Source organism: Pseudomonas sp. AC070 (assembly GCF_979258635.1).
On the sequence record NZ_OZ409871.1, the window covers coordinates 1268770 to 1285775 of the forward strand.

Annotated in this window: 11 protein-coding genes; 9 read left to right on the forward strand and 2 right to left on the reverse strand. The window is 62.7% G+C overall.

Annotation, left to right across the window (positions count from 1 at the left end):
- Positions 1–5 precede the first annotated feature (5 nt).
- The 3 genes from ACZZ0Q_RS05595 (at position 6) to ACZZ0Q_RS05605 (ending at position 5087) form a co-directional block, all read left to right on the forward strand.
- The gene (locus tag ACZZ0Q_RS05595; protein WP_463383566.1) at positions 6–1358 is read left to right on the forward strand and encodes a TolC family outer membrane protein; all 1353 of its coding nucleotides are present in this window, start codon (positions 6–8) and stop codon (positions 1356–1358) included.
- Between the two features lie 233 nt (positions 1359–1591).
- The gene (locus ACZZ0Q_RS05600) at positions 1592–3745 is read left to right on the forward strand and encodes a type I secretion system permease/ATPase (RefSeq protein ID WP_463539799.1); all 2154 of its coding nucleotides are present in this window, start codon (positions 1592–1594) and stop codon (positions 3743–3745) included.
- Positions 3735–5087, forward strand: coding sequence for an HlyD family type I secretion periplasmic adaptor subunit (locus ACZZ0Q_RS05605; protein WP_463539798.1), 1353 nt, complete (start codon positions 3735–3737; stop codon positions 5085–5087). The genes ACZZ0Q_RS05600 and ACZZ0Q_RS05605 overlap by 11 nt, the downstream gene beginning before the upstream one ends.
- Positions 5088–6071: 984 nt before the next feature.
- Here ACZZ0Q_RS05605 and ACZZ0Q_RS05610 read toward each other — a convergent pair.
- Positions 6072–7106 (reverse strand): AraC family transcriptional regulator, encoded by a 1035-nt coding sequence (locus ACZZ0Q_RS05610; protein WP_463539797.1) that lies wholly within the window; start codon positions 7104–7106, stop codon positions 6072–6074.
- A 7-nt stretch (positions 7107–7113) separates the two neighbouring features.
- Positions 7114–8028, reverse strand: coding sequence for a GGDEF domain-containing protein (locus ACZZ0Q_RS05615; protein WP_463539796.1), 915 nt, complete (start codon positions 8026–8028; stop codon positions 7114–7116).
- A gap of 406 nt (positions 8029–8434) precedes the next feature.
- Here ACZZ0Q_RS05615 and ACZZ0Q_RS05620 point away from each other — a divergent pair, with 406 nt between their 5' ends.
- From ACZZ0Q_RS05620 to ACZZ0Q_RS05645, 6 genes are all read left to right on the forward strand, one after another.
- Positions 8435–10942 carry a TonB-dependent receptor gene (locus tag ACZZ0Q_RS05620; RefSeq protein ID WP_463539795.1) on the forward strand — a complete coding sequence of 836 codons (2508 nt, stop codon included), beginning with the start codon at positions 8435–8437 and terminating at the stop codon, positions 10940–10942.
- A 63-nt stretch (positions 10943–11005) separates the two neighbouring features.
- A complete protein-coding gene (locus ACZZ0Q_RS05625; RefSeq protein WP_463539794.1) occupies positions 11006–12955 on the forward strand; it encodes a phytase in 1950 nt (649 codons plus the stop codon).
- A gap of 88 nt (positions 12956–13043) precedes the next feature.
- Entirely contained in the window at positions 13044–13760 is a 717-nt protein-coding gene (gene tolQ / locus ACZZ0Q_RS05630; RefSeq protein WP_463539793.1) for a protein TolQ, read from the forward strand.
- Between the two features lie 10 nt (positions 13761–13770).
- Entirely contained in the window at positions 13771–14214 is a 444-nt protein-coding gene (tolR, locus tag ACZZ0Q_RS05635) for a protein TolR (protein WP_122452696.1), read from the forward strand.
- Positions 14211–15005, forward strand: coding sequence for an energy transducer TonB (locus tag ACZZ0Q_RS05640; RefSeq protein WP_463539792.1), 795 nt, complete (start codon positions 14211–14213; stop codon positions 15003–15005). Before tolR ends, ACZZ0Q_RS05640 begins: the two co-directional genes overlap by 4 nt.
- A gap of 45 nt (positions 15006–15050) precedes the next feature.
- Positions 15051–17003, forward strand: coding sequence for a PhoX family protein (locus tag ACZZ0Q_RS05645; protein WP_463560356.1), 1953 nt, complete (start codon positions 15051–15053; stop codon positions 17001–17003).
- Positions 17004–17006 lie beyond the last annotated feature (3 nt).

Below are 17006 nucleotides of genomic sequence, written 5' to 3' on the forward strand. Positions count from 1 at the left end.
TCACCATGCGTTTTGGTCTTTTTGCGTTGCTGCCGCTTGCGGTAAGTGCCAGCTTTTCTGTGTCCGCTCAGTCGCTTCAGGAGGCCATGCAGCAAGCGGTCACCGACCACCCTGAGGTTCATGCGGCAGTTAACCGGCGCCTGGCTGCTGACTCCGGTTTGCGTGCTGCCCAAGGCGGCTACCTGCCAAAAGTGGATGTGTTGGCCGGTTATGGCCGCGAAGGCACCGACAACCCATCGAGCCGCGCCGAAGCCGGCAGCAACGATTGGAATACCCTGAACCGCGGCGAATCGACTGTGCGCCTGAGCCAAATGCTGTTTGACGGTTTCGCCACCTCCAGCGAAATCGGCCGCAACAAAGCCACCGTCAACTCCCGCGCTTACGCCTTGCTCAACACCTCCGAGCGCACCGCGTTGACCGTCGCCCAGGTGTACCTGGAAATGCTCACCCGTCAGGAACTGGTGCGCCTGGCCCAAGACAACCTCACCAGCCACGAGCGTATTCACGACCAGATTCGTCTGCGCACCGACCGTGGCGTAGGGCGGCTGGCCGACCTCAACCAGGCCGAAGCGCGCCTGGCCCAGGCCCGCAACAACCTGATCACCGAGCAGACCAACCTGGTCGATGCGCAAACCAACTTCTACAGCGCCGTGGGCGCCGACCCGGTTGACCTGCAACAGCCCGCCACCGGCGTGCAACTGCCGGAAACCCTGGCCCAGGCGCGTCAGCAGTTGATCGAAAACAGCCCAGTGCTGCGTTCGGCCGAAGCGGATATCGCCGCTGCCGAAGAGCAATACAACGCCGCCAAATCCACCTACTACCCGCGTTTCGACGCCGAGTTGGGCCGCTCCGCCAACAACGACATCGACGGCCAGGACGGTCACTACAACGAATGGGAAGCCATGGTGCGCATGCGCTACAACCTCTACAGCGGCGGCAGCGACAAAGCCACCCTGGAAGCGCGCTCCTACCAGGCCGGTGAGGCGCTGGACATCCGCAATAACGCCCTGCGCCAGCTCAACGAAGAACTGGGCCTTGCCTGGAACGCCCTGAGCAACGCCCGCGCCCAGCTGCCGATCGCACAGAAATACGTCGACGAAACCAGCGAAGTGCGCAACGCCTACCAGAAACAATTCGGCCTGGGCGAACGCACCCTGCTGGACTTGCTCGACAGCGAAAACGAGCTGTTCAGCGCCCAGCGCCGTCTGGCCGAAATCAAATTGGCCGAGCAGTACACCCAGTACCGCCTGCAAGCCACCCTCGGCACTTTGCTGAAAAGCCAGGGCGTGGTCGCGCCGATGGAGACCGTGGTGCAGAACGACGTGAAGCCCAAGATTGCGTTGCCGGGGTTGAACTGATTCCGCCAGCGCCTTCAAAAGCTCGCGGCTGAAGCCGCTCCTACAGGGTGCGATGTGCCTCTGTGGGAGCGGCTTTAGTCGCGATTGGTTTATGCAGGAAACCTCACCTCGCCCCCTCGCCGACAACCAGCTAAAGTCCAGGCACCCTTGTTGCATCGGCCTACAGCGTCATCAGACGTTGCCGATACAACTGGCTCAAGTACACCCCACCTCCAGCGTCAAGAGTGTTTAGCGTGGAATCAGACGTTCGCCCCACCCAGCCTCACCATGATCCCCGTGCTCAGCATGACGACCCATTGCTCGACAGCCTCTTGTCGCTGTGCGCGCTGCATCAGAAACCTGTCAGCCGCGCCATGCTCACCACCGGTTTGCCGCTGCCGGCCCAGCGCCTGAGCGCCGATTTATTGCCACGCGCCGCCGCCCGTGCCGGGCTGCAAGGCCGTCTGCTGCAACGCAAACTGGCGCAAATTCCTGCAATGGCCTTGCCGGCCATGTTGCTGCTCAAAGATGGCCGCAGCGCCATTCTGGTGGCCATCGACGCCACCTACGCGCGCTTGCTGCTGAGCGAAAGCGACGGCGGTGAAGTGCAAGTAGCGGTGGAGAAATTGCAGGCCGACTACAGCGGCCAAGTGTTTTTCGCCCAGCCGCAACACAAATTCGACGCCGACAACGGTTCGCTTATTCCGCGCACCTCGTCGTGGTTTCGCGACACGCTCAAACGCTCGCGCTGGCTGTACGCCGACGCTATCGCCGCCAGCCTGCTGATCAACGTCATCTCGCTCGGCGCGCCGCTGTTCGTGATGAACGTGTACGACCGCGTAGTGCCCAACCAGGCCGCCGCCACTTTGTGGGTGCTGGCCATCGGCATCAGCGGCGCCTACCTGTTCGACATTCTGCTGAAAAGCCTGCGCGGGCTGTGCCTGGACCTGGCCGGCAAGAAAACCGACCTGATCATTTCCGCCACGCTGTTCGAACGCATCGTCGGCATGTCGATGAAATACCGCCCCAAGCGCGTCGGCAGCTTTGCCCAGAACATTCATGAATTTCAGACCCTGCGCGATTTCCTCGCCTCGCTGACCCTCACCAGCCTGATCGACCTGCCTTTCACCTTGTTGGTGCTGCTGGTGATTGCGCTCTTGGGCGGGCACCTGGTGTGGATTCCGGTAATGGCCTTTCCCCTGGCCTTGCTGATCAGTTGGGCGCTGCAAAAACCGCTGACCGAAACCATCGAACGCAGCATGGCGCTGGCCGCTGAGCGGCAATCGAGCCTGATCGAAACCCTCGCCGGTCTCGACGCGGTGAAGGTCAACAACGCTGAAAGCGAACGCCAATACCAGTGGGAGCAAACCATCGGCACCCTCAGCCGTCTGGAGCTGAAGGCGCGCATGCTGTCGAACCTGGCGATGAACTCGACCATGCTGATTCAGCAGTTGGCCGGGGTGATCATGATTATTTTCGGCGTGTACCAAATCATCGACGGCAACCTCAGCATGGGCGGCCTGATCGCCTGCTACATGCTCAGCGGCCGCGCGCTGGGCCCGCTGTCGCAACTCTCCGGTCTGCTCAGCCGCTACCAGCAAGCCAAGGTCACCATGGCCTCGGTCGACCAGATGATGGACCTGCCGCAAGAGCGCCAATCCGACGATCGCCCGCTGACCCGTCAGCGCGTGCAGGGCGCCATCGAACTGCGCCAGCTCAACTTCAACTACCCGCAGCAGCAGAACACCGCGCTGATCAACATGAACCTGGTGATTCGCCCCGGCGAGAAGGTCGGCATCATCGGCCGCAGCGGCTCGGGCAAAAGCTCGCTGGCCAAATTGATCGTCGGTCTGCACCAGGCCGACTCCGGCAGCCTGCTAATCGACGGTGTCGACATGCGTCAGCTCGACATCAGCGAACTGCGCCACAACATCGGCTACGTGCCGCAAGACATCCACCTGTTCAGCGGCACGCTGCGCGACAACCTGGTCAGCGGCGCCCGCTACGTGGAAGACGAACTGGTGCTGCAAGCCGCGGAACTGGCCGGCGTGCATGAATTTGCCCGGCTGCACCCGCAAGGCTACGAACTGCAAGTAGGCGAGCGCGGCCATCAGCTGTCCGGCGGCCAGCGCCAGAACGTCGCCCTGGCCCGCGCGCTGCTACTCGACCCGCCGATTCTGCTGCTCGACGAACCCACCAGCGGCATGGACAACACCGGCGAGGTGCACCTCAAACAACGCCTGCAAACGATGATCGCCAACAAGACCGTGCTGCTCATCACCCACCGTTCTTCCATGCTCGACTTGGTGGATCGCCTGCTGATTATCGACAAAGGCCAGATCATTGCTGACGGGCCAAAAGGTGCCGTTATGGACGCTCTGAAGAAGGGGCAAATCAGTGTCGCTTAAAAGCCTGGCCCGTTACTTCAAAGGCCGTGACTCGCTCGAAGGCGAGCCGCTGCCGGAACTCAGCAAAGCCCTGGTCGAAGATGCGCCGCGCGTGGTGCGGCTGACCATTTGGGGGCTGATCGCCTTCTTCGTATTTATGTTCGGCTGGGCGCATTTCGCCCAGATTGACGAAGTGACCCGAGGCGACGGCAAAGCCATTCCGTCGTCAAAAATTCAGAAGATTCAGAACCTGGAAGGCGGCATCGTTGCCGAGCTGTTTGTGCACGAAGGGCAGATCGTCAAAGTCGGCGACCCCCTGGTGCGCCTCGACGACACGCGCTTTGTTTCCAACGTCGGCGAAACCGAAGCCGAGCGCCTGGGCTGGCAACTGCGCGTCGACCGCCTGGTGGCGGAAACCGAAGGCAAGCCCTTGGTCATCAACCCGGAAATCAGCAGCAAAGTGCCGAGCCAGGCCGCCAGCGAACTGGCCCTGTACCAAAGCCGCCAACAGCAACTCAGCGATGAAGTGGCCGGCCTGCAACAGCAGCTTGTACAAAAGCAGCAGGAACTGCGCGAGTTTCAATCCAAGCAGGAGCAATACCGCAACAGCCTGACCCTGCTGCGCCAGGAAATCGCCATGAGCGAGCCGCTGGTGGCCCAGGGCGCGATTTCGCAAGTGGAAGTGCTGCGCCTCAAACGCGCCGAAGTGGAAAACCGTGGGCAAATGGACGCCACCAGCCTTGCCATTCCCCGCGCGCAATCGGCCATCACCGAAGCCGAGCGCAAAATCGACGAAACCCGTGGCAAATTCCGCAGCGACGCGCTTACCCAACTTAACGAAGCGCGCACCGAACTCTCCAAATCCCAAGCCACCGGCCGGGCCCTGGAAGACCGCGTAAACCGCACCCTGGTGACCTCGCCGGTGCGCGGCATCGTCAAGAGTTTGCTGGTCAACACCATCGGCGGCGTGATTCAGCCGGGTAGCGACTTGGCCGAAGTGGTGCCGTTGGATGACACCTTATTGGTGGAAGCGCGCATTCGTCCGCAAGACATCGCCTTTCTGCATCCGGGGCAGGAAGCCGTGGTGAAATTCACCGCCTACGACTACACGATTTACGGTGGCCTGAAAGCCAAGCTCGAACAGATCGGCGCCGACACGGTGACCGACGAAGACGGCAAAACCACGTACTACCTGATCAAACTGCGCACCGACAAAAGCCACCTCGGCAGCGAAGAAAAACCCCTGCTGATTATTCCTGGGATGGTGGCGTCGGTGGACATCATCACCGGTAAGAAGAGCATCTTGAGCTATCTGCTGAAGCCGATCTTGCGCGCCAAGGCTGAGGCGTTGCGGGAGCGGTGACAGCCTTACGCGCGAGCTTCTCTACCGCGCTCGTTATCAGATCCTCCGTCATCCTCGCGAAGGCGGCGGTCCGACGATTCGGGATCCAGAGTCTTAAGCCTTGCACGGTGGATGTGCAGCGCGATTCATTACCGCGTGTGCTGAGCGTTTTTGTTTCGCGCCCTACGCGCGAGCTGTCAACCGCGCTCGTTATTAGATTCTCCGTCATCCTCGCGAACGCGGGGATCCAGAGTCTCAAGCCTTGCACGGTGGATGTGCAGCGGTATTCGTTACCGTGTGTGCTGAACGTTTTGTTTCGCGCCTTACGCGCGAGTTTCTTTTTCCAGTCGACGAAAAAGAAACCAAAAAGTCTTGCCCCTACCTTGGCCCTCCGCTGCGCTGCGGGTCCCCTCGCTCCGTCGCCGCTCCGGGGGCACGGCGAGACGGGCCATCCTTGGCCCGACACGCCTCTCGCGGCTCCCGGCCGCTCAACCCCCTACGCGTCGACTCCACTCGGCCTGCGATAAACGGGGCGGGGCAAATCACAAGCCAGATCAAGAGCAAATCAAGAGCGAATTAGAACTTCGCCGCACTCCCTGTGGGAGCGGCTTTAGCCGCGATGCCTTTGACTGGCTTTGGATCTGTTTTTGATCTGGCTTGTGATCTGCCCGCCCCATTCATCGCAGGCCGAGTGGAGTCGACGTGTAGGGGGTTGAGCAGCATGGATGCTGCGAAAGGAACATCGGGCCATGGATGGCCCGTTGTGACGTGCCCCTGGAGCGGCGACGGAACGAGGGAACCCGTAGCGCAGCGTAGGGCCAAGGTAGGGGCTAGCGTTTTTGGTTACTTTTGGCTGGGCCGGCAATCCGGGCAATGACAAAAGTGACTCGCGCGTAAGGCGCGAAACTAAAACGTTGAGCACACGCGGTAATCAATACCTCCACAACACACGACGCAACGCTCCTCCAACTGTGGGAGCGGCTTTAGCCGCGATGCCCTTGACCTTCACCCCCGCAACACCGCCAACAACGCACTGGGCGCCAGCCCGGTCCAGCGTTTAAACGAGCGCCGAAAATTCGTCGCGTCGTGGAACCGCAAGTGACTGGCCACTTCATCATTGCTGTAGCCCTTCAACTGATACAGATACAACGCCACCAACATGCGAATTTGGTCGTGTTGCTCCTGATAACTGGTGCCGTGTTTGTGCAGTTTGCGTTTCAGCGTCGCCGGGCTCATGGCAAAGGCGGCCGCCGCGTGGTCGAGGTTGGGCGCTTCGCGGACATGGCGAAATAACCAGCGTTGCAAGGTGTCGAGCAAACTCGCCTCTGCACCCAAGTCATGCAACTGCTGACGCGCCTGTTGGCAGGCGACCTGCGCGGTGCTTTGCACGGTTTGCGGCCAGGCGCGGGTGAGGTATTCGCGCGGCAGACGCAGCAGGTTGTAGGGCCGGTTGAAGTGCAAGTCTTCGCCAAGGTTGACCCAGTACTGCTCGATATAGCGCGGCGGCGCCTGGCGGAAGTGGCATTGCCACGGCAGGTGCTCGCCGCCCAGGCGCCGGCTCATGGCGACCACGGCGGTCATGTTGGCTTCCAGCAGAAACCGCGCTTGGCTGCCGGCGCCGCAGCTGTCGAGCCAGTACACGTAGGCGTGCTGTTCATCCAGCAATAAGCGCGGGCTCAGCAGGGGCGAGAGCAGGGCGCGTAGTTCGCCGAGCAGTTCCAGGGCTTGTTGCAGGTTGTTGGCCAACGCCAGGGCCTGGCTGGCGGCGCCGTGGTGGCCGGGCAGCAGGCGTTGGCCGAATAGAAAGCTGGAGTCGTCGGCGCCGAGCAAGCGCTGGGCGTTGTCGATCAGGGTAAGAAATTGCGTGGGGCTGATCAGCGTCTCGGCGTTGGGCACGTCTTCCACGAACAAGCCGGTGCCGCGCAGCAGTCGGTGGCTGTCGATGCCGCGCGACAGGCACAGCTCGATCAACGTTGCCGGCTGCTGATGCGCGGCGATGATGCGGCTGTCGCATTCGTACCAGGGGCAGGGCACGGTCATGGCTGCCTCACGCGCTCAGGGCCAACGGCCGCTTGGCTTTGGCCAACGCCAGGTTGAGCCGTTGCAACAGGCTGTCCGGGGTTTCCTGCAGGGCCATGACTGTGGCGACCGTTGCGCTCAGTTGAATGCGTTCGCCGTGCTGGCGCGACTTATGCGCCAGGTGCCGCACGGCCTCGGCCAACTCGCCGGCAAACTGCGTGGCCAGGGTTTCACCGGTGGCCGGCAGCAGCACCACAAAGCGGTCGCCAGCCAGGCGGCAAAGCAGGTCTTGTTGGCGCACGTTGAGCAACAGCAGCTGGGTCATGGCTTGCAGCACGCGGTCGCCTTCGTCGTGGCCGTAGCGCTGGTTGATGCCGTCGAAATTGTTGATATCCACCACCACCAACGACAGTGGCTGTTGCGCCTGGGCGCTGTGCTGCACGCTCAGTTCCAGTTGCCGACGCAGGTAGTCGGCGCCGCCCAGCGGGGTGAGTTTGTCGAACAGCCGATGCTCGCGGAACAGGCGCTCGCGCTTTTCCATTTGCTGGGAAATGGCCAACTGTTCGTGGTGCCAGTGGTAGATGCCGTAGGTCAGAAATAGCAAGCCGACGGGCATCGGCCCCGACTCCAGCCAGTGGTCCCACACCACGCTGTCGGGCAGGCGAATAAATTCGTCGAGCAGGTCGATCCACCAGGAAAAAAACACACAGCTCAGGCCGATGGCGAGCAGGTTGGTCACCCGTCCGGCCGGGCGGCTTTTCAGGATCAGCCCCAGCCAGACCAGCGCAAGCAACGCCGAACCGCCTTCGCCGATCACATCGAGCCACACCCATTCGGCCATCGCTTTTAAATCGCCCGCCGCCAGGTGCAACAGCAAGCCGAGGTTGGCGGCCAGGAACAGCGCCGTAAGTTTGAGGCGGTGGTGGTGAAGAAGGTTGGACATCGACGGGCTCCCGGAAGGCGGCGAACCCAAATCCCTGTAGGAGAGGCTTTAGCCTCGATGCTCTTAACGCAAGCACATCGAGGCTAAAGCCTCTCCTACAAAAAGCCAGACCGCCGAACTGATGCCGCTCAGCTAACCAGCGCTTTATGACGCTCAGGTTGCAGCGGGGGAGGTCAATTGGGCTCAGGCATTCGTGCGGTTTTTTTGCGCTGCGGCGCCGCGCTGCCATAAGCCGTGGCCCGTGGCCGGAAAACGGCGGGTCATTTCAGCCCATTTATTCTGCGTAACCGCGCCAAACCCCCGGTTTTACTGGGCTGGCGGCCCGCGCTGTCACAGAAGCGTCATAGCCGCTGCCTAGCGTGTCGCTCCACTTGCCGGTTCCTGCCGGCCTCTTGGGGAGTTACCGATGACCAGCAGTTTTCGCCACGCCCGCCGCGCCGGGCATGCCCTTAGTGCTCTGACCCTGGCCATGGCCGCCAGCGCCGCCTGCGCGGTGGAGCCGTCGGAAACCGAGCACGTCAACGTGGTCGGCCAGGCCGTGAGCATGGACAAAGCCATCAAAGAGCAGCGCACCTCGGACGCGGTAAAAAGCGTGGTCAGTGCCGACGGCGTCGCCCAGTTGCCCGATGAGAACGTCGCTGAAGCGGCGCAGCGGTTGCCGGGCGTGAGCGTTGAGCGCGACCAGGGCGAGGGGCGGTTTGTCAGCGTGCGCGGGCTGGGGCCAGACCTGAACAGCGTGAGCATCAACGGCACGCTGATTCCCTCGCCCAACAGCGGCACCCGGGCGGTGGCGTTGGACGTGCTGCCCTCGGAATTGGTGCAGTCGCTGAGCGTGATCAAAACCCTTACCCCGGACATGGACGCCAACTCCCTCGGCGGCACCATCGAGGTCCAGAGCCTTTCCGCGTTCGACCACAAAGGCCTGTTCTACACCGGCAGCGTCGAGGGCAGTCACGACGACAACACCGGCCAGAACAGCCCGAAAGTGTCCGGCGCAGTAAGCGACCGTTTCAGCCTGGGCGAAGGCACTAACAATTTCGGCGTGGCGGCGGCGGTGAGCTGGGGCAAGCGTGACTTTGGTTCCGACAACGTCGAAACCGGCGGCGCCTGGGACTTCAGCGACGGCGCCAAGCTGGAAGAATTCGAGCAGCGCGATTACGACATCACCCGCGAGCGCACCGGCCTGGGCCTGAACTTCGACTACCAGGCCGACGACTACAACAGCTATTACTTGCGCACCCTTTACAGCCGCTACAAAGACAGCGAAACCCGCAACGCCGCCGGCGTCGAATTTGCCGACGCGCAAGCCGCCGGCGAAACGGGCGAAAGCGAAGGCTGGCGCGAGCTGAAAAGCCGTGAAGAAACGCAAAAGATTCAGAGCTACGTGCTCGGCAGCGAACACCTGCGTGGCGACTGGACCATCAACGCCCAGGCCGGCTGGAGCGAGTCCAGTGAAGACAGCCCCGGCCATATCGCCTCGGCCACGTTTGAGGGCACCGACGATTTCGCCGACAGCGGTTTTAGCAGCACGCGCAAACCGCGTTTGAACATTGGCAGCGACTTCTACAACCCGGCCAATTTCGAACTCGACAGCGTCGAGTGGGAAGAGCAGAACACCACCGACACCGAGAAAAACATCAAGCTCGATTTCGCCCGCGACTACGAGCTGGCCGGCAACACGGCGCAGGTGAAGTTCGGCGGCAAACTCAGCCGCCGCGACAAAGACAACGACACCGACAGCTGGGCTTATGAAGACTTCGACAACTTCGGCATCACCGACGACGAGCTGTCGCTGACGCAATTCACCAAGGGCACCGAGCACTACGGCCTGGACAATTTCGGCCCAGGCATCAGCGCCGGCTCGATCAAAAACCTGCTCGGTCGGCTGGACCGCAGCGAGTTTTACGACGAGGAACAGTCGCGGGTAAACGACTTCGACATGAGCGAAGACATCAACGCCGCGTACCTGATGCACACCGTCGACGTCGACGACTGGCGCATCATCGCCGGCCTGCGCTACGAGGGCACCGAATTCAAAGCCAAAGGTACCGGCATTGAAGACGGCGATTTCGTCTCCAGCGAAGCCGACAGAAAGTACGACCACTGGTTGCCGGGCCTGCACGTGCGTTACCAGATCGACAAGCAAACCCAGGTGCGTTTCGCCTGGACCAACACCGTGGTGCGCCCAACCTTCGAGCAACTGGCGCCGGGGTTTGTGATTGATGGCGATGAGGCCGAATTCGGTAACCCGGACCTCGATGCGCTGGAGTCGAGCAACTTCGATTTGGGCATCGAGCACTACCTGAATAACGACGGCGTGGTCTCGGCCTTCGTGTTCTACAAAGACATCGAAAACTTCGTCTACAACACCGACCTGGCCGGCACCGGCCGCTGGGCCGCTTTCGATGAAGCGAACACGTTTGCCAACGGCAACAGCGCCGATCTGTACGGCCTGGAGCTGGCCTGGCAGCAAAAGTTCAGCAGCCTGCCGGCGCCGTGGAACGGCTTGCTGATGGGCGCCAACGCCACCTTCAGCCGCTCCGATGCGCAGATTGAAGGGCAGGGGCAAAAGCGTGATATCGACTTGCCGTTTCAGTCCGACAGCGTCGGCAACCTGATGCTCGGTTGGGAAAACGACACGCTCAGCCTGCGCCTGTCGGCCAACTACAAATCCGACTACCTGTTCGAAGTGGCCTCGGTCGACGACAAAGCCCACGACCTGCACGTGGACGACCAGACCTTTGTCGACTTCACCGCGCGCTATTTCCTGACCAAGAACCTGCAACTGTCGTTCGAGGCGCAGAACCTCACCGACGAGTCGTACTACGTGTACACCGGCAGCCGTTCCTACAACGCGCAGTACGAGGAATACGGCCCGACTTACAAGCTCGGCCTGACCTTCACCCACTTCTGATCCAGCCCGCGCGCCCCCGTGCGGGGCGCTGTGGCGTGTGCGTTTTGTTTAAGGACACCGTGAATGACACCGTTGTTTAGCTCCACCTGGTTTGCCCCCACCTTGCTGGCCGCCGCGTTGCTGCTGGCGGGCTGCGATGGGCTGCCGAAAACTTCCGAAACCAAGCCAACCGTCAGCCTGTCGCCTTGGGGCGCGTCGGCCAAAGTGAAGGGTGAAGACGTGCGCTTTTTGCCGCCCGACGTTCAGGGCAGCAGCGACGTGCGCCTGGCCGCCAGCGAGCGCAATGGTTTGCTGTTGCTGACCGGCGACGGCGCCGAACTGGCACGTTTGCCGGGCACCTACAGCGGGCTCGACAGCCGCTCTCTGGGCAACGACGTGCTGGTTGCCAGCGTCGACGGCGCCACCCAACAAGCGGCATTGGTGGTGCTCGACCTGCGCACGCGTCAGTGGGGCAAACCGTTGTTGTTGCCAGCGCGCGATTACGCCGTGTCGGGCCTGTGCCTGTACCGCGACGAAGCCGCCAACCTGCACCTGTTTCTGCTCGGTGAAGACGGCAAGGGCGAGCAATGGCTGGTGGGCAGCGGCGCACACATGAACAAGGAACCGCTGCGCCTGCGCGGCCTGCCGACGCCGCCGGGTGCTGAGTATTGCCATGCCGATGACGCCGCCAATCGCCTGTTTGTAAACGAACAAAGCGTCGGCCTGTGGGCGTACTCCGCCGGGCCGGAAGCTGACACCGCACGCGTGCCGGTCGATTTTCGTGCGCCGTTCGGCACGCTGGCCGGCAGCCCGCAAGCGATGGTCAGCGTGCCGGGTGGGTTGGTGGCATTGGACGCCGAAAGCGCCACGTTGAACCTGTATCAGCAAGACGCCGAGCAGTGGAAAAGCGCCGCCAGCCTGCACCTCGAGGGTCTTAAAGAACCCGAGCGCCTCGACGCCCGCGTAACGGCCGCTGGCCTGGAAGTGTTGATTGAAGATGGCGAGCAGAAGCGCATCTACCAAGGCCAGCTCAACTGGAAGCCGACACCGCAGCCGTTGCCGCCGCGTTTGCCCAATGTGTCGGCGCTGCGCCAGACCGAACCGGTCGGGCGCCAGGGCGATGCGGCGGATGATCCGGCCGTGTGGCTGCACCCGACGCAGCCGCACCTGTCGCGCGTGCTCGGCACCAATAAAAAGCAGGGCCTGTTGGCGTATGACCTCGATGGTCGCTTGCTGCAAGAGCTGCCGGTGGGCCGTTTGAACAACGTCGATGTGCGCGCCGGTTTCAGCCTGGCGGGCAAACCGATTGACCTGGCAGTGGCCAGCAATCGTGATCGCAACAGCATCAGCCTGTTCGCCATCGACCGCGCCACGGGTGCGCTGCGTGAGGCCGGCGAGGTGCGCACGCCGCTGGCGGAAATCTACGGCATCTGTCTGTTCCAGTCGGCACCCGGCGAGCTGTATGCGTTTGCCAACGGCAAAGACGGCACCTTTCTGCAGTACCGGCTGAGCGACGTGCAGGGCCAGATTCAGGGCCAGCAGGTGCGCCGCTTCAAGGTCGACAGCCAGCCCGAAGGCTGCGTCGCCGATGACCGCCAGCAGCGTTTGTTTATTGGCGAGGAAGACGTTGGCGTGTGGACGCTGGACGCGCGCCCGGACGCTTCGGGCGAGCTGACCAGCGTGCTCAAGGTTGGCGATGTGCTCAAGGCCGACGTTGAAGGCATGGGCTTGTACCACGGGCCGCGCGGCAATTACCTGGTGGTGTCGAGCCAGGGCAACGACAGCTATGTGCTGCTCGATGCGCAGCCGCCGTTCGCGGTGCGCGGCGCGTTTCGTGTCGGCCTCAACGGTGCGCTGGGCATCGACGGCGCCTCGGAAACCGATGGCCTGGAAGTGACCGGCGCCAACCTCGGCGGTGCGTGGAGCGAGGGTTTGCTGGTGGTGCAAGACGGCCGCAAGCGCATGCCCGAGAGCACGCAGAACTTCAAGTTAGTGCCCTGGAGTGATGTCGCCAAGGCGCTGCGCCTGCCGTAGTGGGCTGTCATCAGTTCGCAACATCAACGTAATCGAATAGCCGATCACAACCCCGCCACGGCGGGGTTAGAGAAGAAGGAGCCGCACCATGCACAGCACCCTCGAACAGATGAGCGTCTGGAGCCTGATCAACGATGCCTCGCTGCTGGTTAAAGGCGTGATGCTGATTCTGCTGCTGGCCTCGCTGGTCAGCTGGTACCTGATCGTGCAGCGCAGCCTGTTGCTGGGTCGCACCGAGCGCCTGCTCAAGGCGTTCCAACTGCGCTTTCGCAACAGCAACGACCTGGCGCAACTGCACCGCGACAGCGGCGACAGCGGCGACAACGCCGACGACGACGCCGGTTTGCAGCGCATTTTTCACGAAGGCTTCAGCGAATACAGCCACCTGCGCCGCGAGCCAGGCATCACGCCTGAAGCGGTAGTCGATGGCGTAGAGCGTCGTTTGCTGGTGAGCATCAGCGAGGAGCAGGAGCGCTTGGAGAAGGGCTTGGCTTTTCTCGCCACCGTCGGCTCGGTGAGCCCGTACATCGGCCTGTTTGGCACGGTGTGGGGAATCATGAATTCGTTTATCGGTTTGTCGCAGGTGCAACAGGCCACGCTCGGCACTGTGGCGCCGGGCATTGCCGAAGCGCTGATCGCCACCGCCATCGGCCTGTTCGCGGCCATTCCGGCGGTGATCGCCTACAACCGTTTTGCCGCCCGCGTGGAAACCCTGAGCACGCGTTTCTACAGCTTTGGCAATGAGCTGCAAGGCCGCTTGCACCGCGCCTTGCAAGCGTCCACGCGCCTCGCGCACGCGGCCTGAGGAATTCGCCATGCGCAAGCCTCAACGCAAGCACGGCCCGAAAGCGGAAATGAACGTGGTGCCCTATATCGACGTGATGCTGGTGCTGCTGGTGATCTTTATGGTCACCGCGCCGATGCTCACTCAGGGCGTGAAAATCGAATTGCCAAAGGTGGCCGCCCAGGCGTTGGCGACGACAAGTCAGCAGCAGATTCTCACGCTCTCGGTAAAAGCCGACGGCGGCTACTACTGGAATGTCGGCGCCGAGCTGGACAGCCACGAGCAGCAAGACAGTGCCGTGGGCCTGGAGGAAATGACCGCCAAGGTCGGCGCCATCATTGCCAGTCGCGGCGACACTCAGGTGTACATCCGCGCGGACCACAACACCGACTACGCCACGGTGGTGGCCGGCATGGCGGCGCTGCAAAAAGGCGGCGTGCGCAACCTCGGCCTGATCACCGAGGCGCCGCAATGAGTGCTGCGCTAATGCCGACTCTGCAACCGCTGCCCACCTTGCAACTGCCCAACCGCAAATGGCTTCGTCAGGCGCTGGCGATGGCCGTCGCCGCTGGCCTGCATGGCTTGGCGATCGTGGCGTTGGTCAGCCACTGGCAGCCCACGCCGCCGCCTGAGCCGCAGGTGCAAACGTTGACCACCCAATTGATTACCTTGGCACCGCCTGCGCCTTTGCCTGAGCCTGTTCAAGCGCCGGCGCCGGCCGAAATCATCAGCCCACCATCGCAGCCGGTCGAGGTCGCCAAACCCGTTGAGCCGGTTAAAACCCCGGCCAAGCCCGCGCCGGTTATTGACCACGCTGCCCTGGCGAGAAAGCGCGTGCAGGAGCAGGAAAAAGCGCAGCAACAGCAGCGTGAGCAGCAGGCCCAAGCGCGCCAGGTGGAGCAGCAACGCCAGGCCGAACAGCAACGCCAACAGCAAGCCGCCGCTGCCGCGCGCGAAGCCAGCGCCCGCGCCGCCGCCGACAAGCTGGCGGCCGAGAGTCGCCCGTATCTGCCGGTGAGCAAGGAAGCCCCCGAGTACCCGGACAAAGCGCTGGAAAAAGGCATCGAAGGCGACTGCACCGTCACCTACACCGTAACGCCCCAAGGCCGGGTGGATAACCCGCAAGTGCTGGGGCAATGCCACCCGCTGCTGGTGCGGCCATCGCTTGCCGCCGCGCGCACCTTTCGTTACCAGCCACGTATCGTCGACGGCCAGGCCGTGAGCGTGGCCAACGTGAAAAACACCTTTCACTACCGAATCGAGTAAGTCCGCCTGCCGGGCTGTTTTTTCTCTTTATTTGCGAGTCTTGCCATGCGCCACGATCACCAGCAGTTTCATCAACACCTGGAAAGCCACGACGACATCGCCATCAACCCCAGCGGCAACCCGAGCCTGGCCGAGCTGTTGAATCCAAGCCGCCGCAATGTGCTCAAGGGCGGGCTGAGCGTGGCGATTCTGGGTTTCTTCGGCGGTCTCGGCGCGTGCAGCAAGGCGGGCGCCAGTCCGTTGCTGAACTTCAAAGGCGTGCCCGTGCAGCTGGACCCGAACTTCGACCGCGTGCTGGTGGCCGAGGGGTATCGCGCGGTGCCGTTTTTCTCGTGGGGCGACCCGGTGGAGGCGGGCGCGCCGGCGTGGAATCCCGACGCCAGCGACGACTGGCAAACGCAGTTGAAACAGGCCGGCGACAACCACGACGGCATGGATTTCTTCGCCTTCTCCGGCGAAACCGACCGTGGCCTGCTGGTGATGAACCACGAATACATCAACCCGCACCTGCACCCCTCCAGCACCATCGACCAGAGCAAGCCGCGTCCGCTCAACGAAGTGCGCAAGGAACAGGCAGCCCACGGTGTGTCGGTGATTGAGGTGAAGAAGGGCGCCGATGGCCAGTGGCAGCGCGTGCTTGATTCGGCTTACAACCGGCGCATCAGCATGCTCACGGCCATGCGCTTGGCCGGGCCGTTGGCCGGTCATGCGCTGATGCAAACTGCCAGCGATCCGAGCGGTTTGGAGGTGCTCGGCACCCTGAATAACTGCGCCACCGGGGTCACGCCGTGGGGCACGTTTTTGACCTGTGAAGAGAACTGGCCGAATTATTTTATAAACCGTGACCAGGCTGACTTCGCCCAGCGCGTCGCCCATAAGCGCTATGGCCTGGCGAGCAGCGGCACCAGTAAAAACTACGCCTGGGAAACCGCCGACCCACGCTTCGACGCCACACCCGACGCCAGCCAGCCCCACGGCGGCCATGTGAATGAGCCCAACCGTTTCGGCTGGGTGGTGGAAATCGATCCGTTCGACCCCAGCGCGCAGCCGATCAAACGCACCGCTTTCGGCCGCTTCAGCCGCGAGTGCGCCGCGCTGAGCCTGGGCGACGACGGCAAGATGGCGTTCTACTCAGGCGACGACGCCAAGGGCGAGTACATCTACAAATTCGTGCCGGCCGGCAAGCACGACGCCAGCAACCCCAAAGCCAGCCGCGACCTGCTCGACAGCGGCACGCTGTACGTCGCCAAGCTCAACGCCGACGGCAGCGGCGAGTGGCTGGCGCTGGTGCACGGGCAGAACGGGCTGAGCGCCGAGAACGGTTTTGCCAGTCAGGCTGAGGTGCTGGTCAATGCCCGCGCGGCGGCCGACAAAGCCGGCGCCACGCCCATGGACCGCCCTGAATGGGCGGCCGTGCACCCGCGTACCCGCGAGGTGTACGTGACCCTCACCAACAACGATGGCCGTGGCAGCAAGCAGCCGTTGGACAAAGCCAACCCGCGCGCGCAAAACCTGCACGGGCACATCCTGCGGTTCAACGAAAAAGACGCCAATCCAACGGCTGCCACGTTTACCTGGGAGCTGTTTTTGCTGGCCGGCGAAGCGCAGGGCAGCAAGGGCAAAGACGGCAAGCCGGTGCCCGCCAACCTGACGGGCACCATTAATGGCGACGTGTTGTCCTCGCCCGATGGGCTGGCCTTCGATGCGGCGGGGCGGTTGTGGATTCAGACCGACTACGACGACGTCGACCCGGCCATGCAGAACATGGGCTGCAATCAGTTGCTGTGTGCCGATCCGTCGAGCCGAGAAGTGCGGCGTTTTCTGGTCGGGCCGCGTGGCTGCGAAATCACCGGTTTGGCCTGGAGCCCGGATGGCAAGGCGATGTGGGCGAATATCCAGCACCCGGGCATCAGCTTTCCGGCCAGCGACGGCAAGACCCCCCCGCGCTCGACCACGCTATTGATCACACGGCTTGATGGCGGTGTGATCGGCGCGTAGCGC

Excerpts from the sequence above, each read along its gene's own strand:
- ACZZ0Q_RS05625 (WP_463539794.1), top strand. The coding sequence starts at position 11,006 with ATGACACCGTTGTTTAGCTCCACCTGGTTTGCCCCCACCTTGCTGGCC.
- ACZZ0Q_RS05610 (WP_463539797.1), bottom strand. The coding sequence starts at position 7,106 with ATGACCGTGCCCTGCCCCTGGTACGAATGCGACAGCCGCATCATCGCC.
- tolQ (WP_463539793.1), top strand. The coding sequence starts at position 13,044 with ATGCACAGCACCCTCGAACAGATGAGCGTCTGGAGCCTGATCAACGAT.
- ACZZ0Q_RS05595 (WP_463383566.1), top strand. The coding sequence starts at position 6 with ATGCGTTTTGGTCTTTTTGCGTTGCTGCCGCTTGCGGTAAGTGCCAGC.
- ACZZ0Q_RS05620 (WP_463539795.1), top strand. The coding sequence starts at position 8,435 with ATGACCAGCAGTTTTCGCCACGCCCGCCGCGCCGGGCATGCCCTTAGT.
- tolR (WP_122452696.1), top strand. The coding sequence starts at position 13,771 with ATGCGCAAGCCTCAACGCAAGCACGGCCCGAAAGCGGAAATGAACGTG.
- ACZZ0Q_RS05645 (WP_463560356.1), top strand. The coding sequence starts at position 15,051 with ATGCGCCACGATCACCAGCAGTTTCATCAACACCTGGAAAGCCACGAC.
- ACZZ0Q_RS05615 (WP_463539796.1), bottom strand. The coding sequence starts at position 8,028 with ATGTCCAACCTTCTTCACCACCACCGCCTCAAACTTACGGCGCTGTTC.
- ACZZ0Q_RS05640 (WP_463539792.1), top strand. The coding sequence starts at position 14,211 with ATGAGTGCTGCGCTAATGCCGACTCTGCAACCGCTGCCCACCTTGCAA.